A 5523-nucleotide genomic window follows, 5' to 3' on the forward strand; every position below is an offset into this window, starting at 1 on the left:
CATTACCAACCTTTCTTAATTGTCGATGCTGAATACGGCGGAGCGGATTTCACGCTTGGCCTGCTGACGGGCGCGGTGTTTGCTTACACGAAGAGATCTATCGTATGCATTGTTTTTACGATAGCCACGCGAGCGGCACAGTGAACAAGTGCAGCCTTCTACTGAATAGAAAATCCCAAACGGTTTCATAAGTATCACCTTTAAGCTTGATAATAATGTTTATCATAGCTGGAGTTATTCAGGTGACGAATAGTTAAGGGGCGCGTTTTGCTTGGGTTTTTACACTATCGTTTATTGAGTCGATGAGGTCGGAAATAGAAAGGAGTTTTCTGCCAAAGAATAGTTTTCGTCTGGCTTCTATTTCGTAGCGGAAGGGTTCAATAATTTCATCTTCATGCATGATTACGAAACGATAGCCGTTATTAAGGAGTTTATGCAGCTTGTTTGTTTTTTTTCTTATGGGACTTAGCTTAAACATTGTTATCAACTTCTCATCATGATCACCTGAATTGTTATAACACAGTTATTTCCGACACGCTGCTGCTTTTGCTGAAGAACTCGGATTGCTTTGGGCTGGGCCAGCAGGTTGTATGCCGGGCGAACCCGGCATCGTTATCACAGGGCTTTTTCTTTTCCCTTTCGTTCTATCCCACGAAACATCGCGCATTTCCGCACAATATCCAGTGTCGGGATGCTACCACTCCCCTGCTCTTTCACGCTCATTCGCAACGTGAGCCGTAGCAACATCTTGATGTCACGTGGTGGAAGTTCTGGGTAAGTGTTTACAAGTGATCTGACCAGTTCATCAGGAATGTTCACGCCAAAGTTCTCACCCATAATCTTCCAGATCTTTTGGGCATCTGATTTCTCCGGCACATCATAGTGAATGATTGCAGCGCATCTTGGTATGATAGCCTCATCGATGTCACTACCCCGGTTGCTTGTCATGAACATCAACCCATCGAAATACTCCAGTGTACGGAGGAACTCCGCAACGATGGCATTTTGAGTCAGTGATGCTCCACGCTGCATGACAAACACATCGGCTTCGTCCAGAAGCAGGACACAGTTCCAGCGTTTAGCCCGGGTCAGAATCGTCCGCAGATTTTTCTCAATGTCATCGGCGTTGGTTCCCAGTGCGCCAGCATGAATTGAGTACAGGGGCCGTTCAATGACCTCTGCATACACTTCAGCAGTTAATGTCTTCCCAAGTCCGGGTGAGCCCACGCACATGATGATGTTACCCGCGCTTTTCCCTTCAACAATATCGCTGGTGAAAGCGCTGATATCCGTGGTCAGTATATCGAGTAAATCACGGTGGTCTTCCGGCAAAACCATCTTTTTTGGCAGTTCTTTATCATACTTGTATGGTTCTACGTTATTGGCATGTATCCAGATAAAGTCTTGCAGCGAGAGATCAAAATAACGCTGCACAGGAATTTCGGGTAAAAGGCCAAACTGGTCATCTTCAAAAAGAGGCGACTCCACTTCTGCACCGTAGGCATCGCACTCACTATCAGGCAAATCGTGTATCAGTTTATGCCCTGCTATTTCCAGATTCCGGTCGCTGTAGCTATACGATTCCATTCTGACAGCCCTGCCGGTTGCTTTAAACTGATTGCCAAATTGCCCGTCGACCACTTCCTTAAACCGCGTTAGTTGTTCCAGGTACTCTTGTTTCAGCTCATGCGTTTCATGGTAGATATCACGGTCGGCCAGTGTCTTAGCGACACTGCGCCGCGCCACCTCATTAGGCTCGAAATTCAGGGCGGTAAGCTGGGTTCCGTAAACCTTTTTGGAGTGCGAATATTCGCCGAACCCATACCAGCTGATTTGTAACAATAGTGATGGGGGACGGTCAGAGTTTTTTTCTGATTTTACTTCTTTTATTGCTGTAACAAGACCGGGGTACAGGTTGCCGTCATGACCGCGTCGGTATATCCAGCCATCAATTCGATTTGACTTCAGATACTGTAGTAACACACGACCGAATGCCGGAAAACTGCTCACAGGCTTATCGAAATCACCTTCCAGTGCAGTGATGATCGATTCAAGAGCTCGTCGATTTTTTGACTCTCCATCACCACGACATGCCTGTAAAAGTTCATTCAGATCATCCCGAGATAAACATAGCGGATCGACGGCAATCTCATCGTCAGAACTACGGTGGCTATAACGATTACGTAAAGCCTCAAATGTTGGGCTTGTGGTAGCTTTTAGTGTTTCTGTTTTTATCGTGAGTGCCATAGCCGTCCTCGTCAGTAATTTACTTTGATATGCCTTAAGTTCACATGGAAGGGGCAACTTCGAACGCATTAGGAACTCTGATCCGCGAGCCTATTTCCAGTTTAATGGTTGCCTTTACGTATTCACCCTCCTTCAGATAGGTGATGTCTTGGTTATGAAATGTTGACTTTTCATGTGTAGCCCACCATTCCATAGAGCTTGGGATTTTTAACGTTAGCCCAAGATGTTCAGTGAGATAGCATACTCCCATGTTTGAGTAGGTCTTAACGGGGTTCGGGTAGAATTGAAAGTTACCCTCTACGAGACAATCAGTACGAGGATCGATGAACGAAAGGAAAACGCTAAAAGTACCCTGACGTTTTAGCTCGGCGTAAGCCTCAAGAATCGTGAAACGCTTTAATGCGTCATTTGAAAACAGGGTTACAATTTTTTCCGAAAGCATAGCCACCTCATGAGCTGTTTTTTTCCTATTATCAACCGGTGTCTCCTCCTGACGAATAGGTTTGCGGCCAAAAAAAAACTGCACCAGGAGGTGCAGTTTCGATAATCAAGCAATGGCGAATTGTTATTTTTCGCTACTCAGTTTATCCGTAATAAATGCTTCAATTTCTGCCATGAGCTCGGTACTCATTCGGTTAAATTCAAAGCGAACTTTACGGCCCGATGCATTTTTGCTGATACGGGCGTATTTGTCCTTATTAGCAAAATTAGCCAGATCACGGGTTTCCCAACTTTTTGCAGGTGGCTTTTGATCGAGTAATTCAACCGCCTTTGTGATCTGCGCCATGACAATTTTCTGCGCTTCCGGGATGTCACTGATGTCCAGATTAGCAATTTCTTCTTTCACCCTATCAACTACATCTGCAAGAATGAAAAGGTTGCTCTCTACGTATTTCTGAAGTTTGGACAACCGGCTGTAGAAGGAGTTTGGTATACCTTCATAATCCGGGAACAGAGCTATCAACGAACCGTCAATACGCGCCGCCTGAATACGTTTAAAGACTGACACATGGCTTATGCCAAGAAAGAGGGCAAGCTCTTCATTTTTGGTGAATCCTTTTTCCTGCATTAGTTCCAGATACTGAAGCCCAACCTCTCGGTATGAGAATCGGCGTGATGTTTGTGCAGCGGTAATAATCGCCTTGATGTCCTCAGCTGATAGATCATCTGGTAGCACCCATAAAGGCAGATCTTTTTGAGCCGCAATACAGCAAAAACGTCTGCGGCTACCTTCAATAAGCAGGTACACGCCATCACGTTTAACGGCAACACCTTCAGTATCAACACCCCTTGACTCAATTTGTTGCAGGATATCTCGTACTGCGTTTGTGGTAAGCGCTTCCTGATTTCGCGGGTTCATTGGGTGAACGGCGGTCTCAGTAGCGACATTTTCAGCTGCTACAGTGACGTGCTCAGCTTCAAGTTTTCGCCCGTTATGAAGGGTAAAGAGTTTCTTAATGCGAGGGGGACTCTTAAGGTTAGCTAACCCGGAACGGTGGCCTACATCGGTTCGCTTTGGCGTATTTAGATAACGCGATTTATCGTTTCCGATATGCTGTTCATCACTCATGCGTTAACTCCTTCCTTCGCTGAAAAACTCTTTATCTCATTAATAAACTGTTGATATACGGACATTACGGATTCTTCGGCAATATCCAGCTGCTTTGGTGAACATAACTCTTCAGATTTCTTAATATCGAGAACCGACCTACCCCGTGACGCAGCTGCTTTGAATGCTTCAGAGTTTTTGATATTGGTTGCCATAAACAGGTCTTGAACGGTTCGAATTAACTTATCGAGGACTATTTTTTCGTATGGGCTTTTATCATCGACGTTAACGGCCAGTACTTTAAACCATTTAATATTTTCACCTTTATTGGGAGACTGACGGAATCGCTCACTGATCGTCAGCATAAAATCAGTTGTGGATGCATAGTCGTATTCTCGCGGAGAAACTGCGACAAGAATACCGTCAGCGGCCTCATCAGCGGCCCAGATAATTGGCGAGTCTTCTGGAGGGGTATCGAAGATAATAAGGTCATACTTAGCTTTCAGGACTGGCATTATCACTTCTTTGAATCGTAGCAACAACTGAGTGCGCTCTTCTTTACTGCACTGCCAGTATTTATCTTTGAATCTCGCATCGGTTGGGAACGCAGTAATTACATCAAGATTTGGCAGATGGGTTGAGAACGGCATATTCTCAATGATTTCAGCCTCAGAGTAACCCATGTCGAGGTATTTTTTATATTCAGAACCTTCTTCATACACGCCCAGGATTGCGTCGATTGCAGTCAGGAATACGTCGTCTTCAGATACGCTTTGAATCATACCGCTACCAATAGAGCCTTGCGGATCCCATTCAATTACTAAAACTCTGGCATTCAACTGGAGATCAAGTGCTGCTGCTACAGCCAGAGCCACTGAGGTCGTGCTTTTTCCTGTCCCACCTTTATGATTCTGAACAATGATTGTTCGGCTCTGGTAGTAATCTCTATAGCGCGGATAACCCAGGGCATCCATAATATTCTGGACATCCCAGCGGGTATAAAGGTGGTTTTTGTTCTGATAAATAGGTTGACCCACCAGCCTTTTTTCTTCGAGATCAGCGAGAATTTTATTGAAGGTAACTCGAGATTTTCCAAAGAAGTCGGAGAGATTTTTTTTATTCAGGCAGTGGTTATAGATAAGGCGATCTACCCCCTCCACACTGTCATCTGATACAGATACCCGGGAAGAAGCCAGTAACGATTCTTTCAATGAAATTTGTTCGGACTTCATGCGTTGCCCGACAAGGGCAATTTTATCTATTAGATTCATTCTCGTCATACCCTCAAACCTGAATTATGAATTTAAACGCATATGCGTATACTTTACGTATAATTCGTAAAATGACGCTCTATGCGTATAATTGTAACGGCAATCAGATTGAGACGCTAACATTCTATTTTGTTTTTTCTTCATTTTGCGATCTCGAAATGCAGTTCAATGACACATCATCTTTCTCTTCTGGCGATTAAGGGGGTTAAGTAATCCACGGGGCGGGCAGAACCCGGAGAGACTGACTGGCGATTAAGGGGGTTAAGTAACCCACGGGTCGGGCAGAACCCGGAGATGCTGGCTGGCGATTAAGGGGGTTAAGTGACCCACGGTACGGGCAGAAACCGGAGAGGCTGGCTGGCGATTAAGGGGGTTAAGTGACCCACGGTACGGGCAGAAACCGGAGAGGCTGGCTGGCGATTAAGGGGGTTAAGTGACCCACGGTACGGGCAGAAC

4 protein-coding genes are annotated in these 5523 nt (G+C 45.3%); all 4 read right to left on the reverse strand.

Annotated features, from left to right (window positions below; translation table 11 throughout):
• Positions 1–615: 615 nt before the first annotated feature.
• From M989_RS22960 to M989_RS22975, 4 genes are read right to left on the reverse strand one after another with little or no spacing between them, the layout of a single operon-like run.
• Positions 616–2247 carry an AAA family ATPase gene (locus tag M989_RS22960; protein WP_008786582.1) on the reverse strand — a complete coding sequence of 544 codons (1632 nt, stop codon included), beginning with the start codon at positions 2245–2247 and terminating at the stop codon, positions 616–618.
• Positions 2248–2287: 40 nt separating this feature from the next.
• A complete protein-coding gene (locus tag M989_RS22965; protein WP_172745723.1) occupies positions 2288–2773 on the reverse strand; it encodes a hypothetical protein in 486 nt (161 codons plus the stop codon).
• Positions 2774–2812: 39 nt separating this feature from the next.
• Positions 2813–3817 (reverse strand): ParB family protein, encoded by a 1005-nt coding sequence (locus M989_RS22970; protein ID WP_007372313.1) that lies wholly within the window; start codon positions 3815–3817, stop codon positions 2813–2815.
• Positions 3814–5067, reverse strand: coding sequence for a ParA family protein (locus M989_RS22975; protein WP_007372312.1), 1254 nt, complete (start codon positions 5065–5067; stop codon positions 3814–3816). Before M989_RS22975 ends, M989_RS22970 begins: the two co-directional genes overlap by 4 nt.
• Between the last annotated feature and the right edge of the window lie 456 nt (positions 5068–5523).

The sequence above is a fragment of the Kluyvera georgiana ATCC 51603 genome, assembly GCF_001654985.1.
Classification (GTDB): Bacteria; Pseudomonadota; Gammaproteobacteria; order Enterobacterales; family Enterobacteriaceae; genus Kluyvera; species Kluyvera georgiana.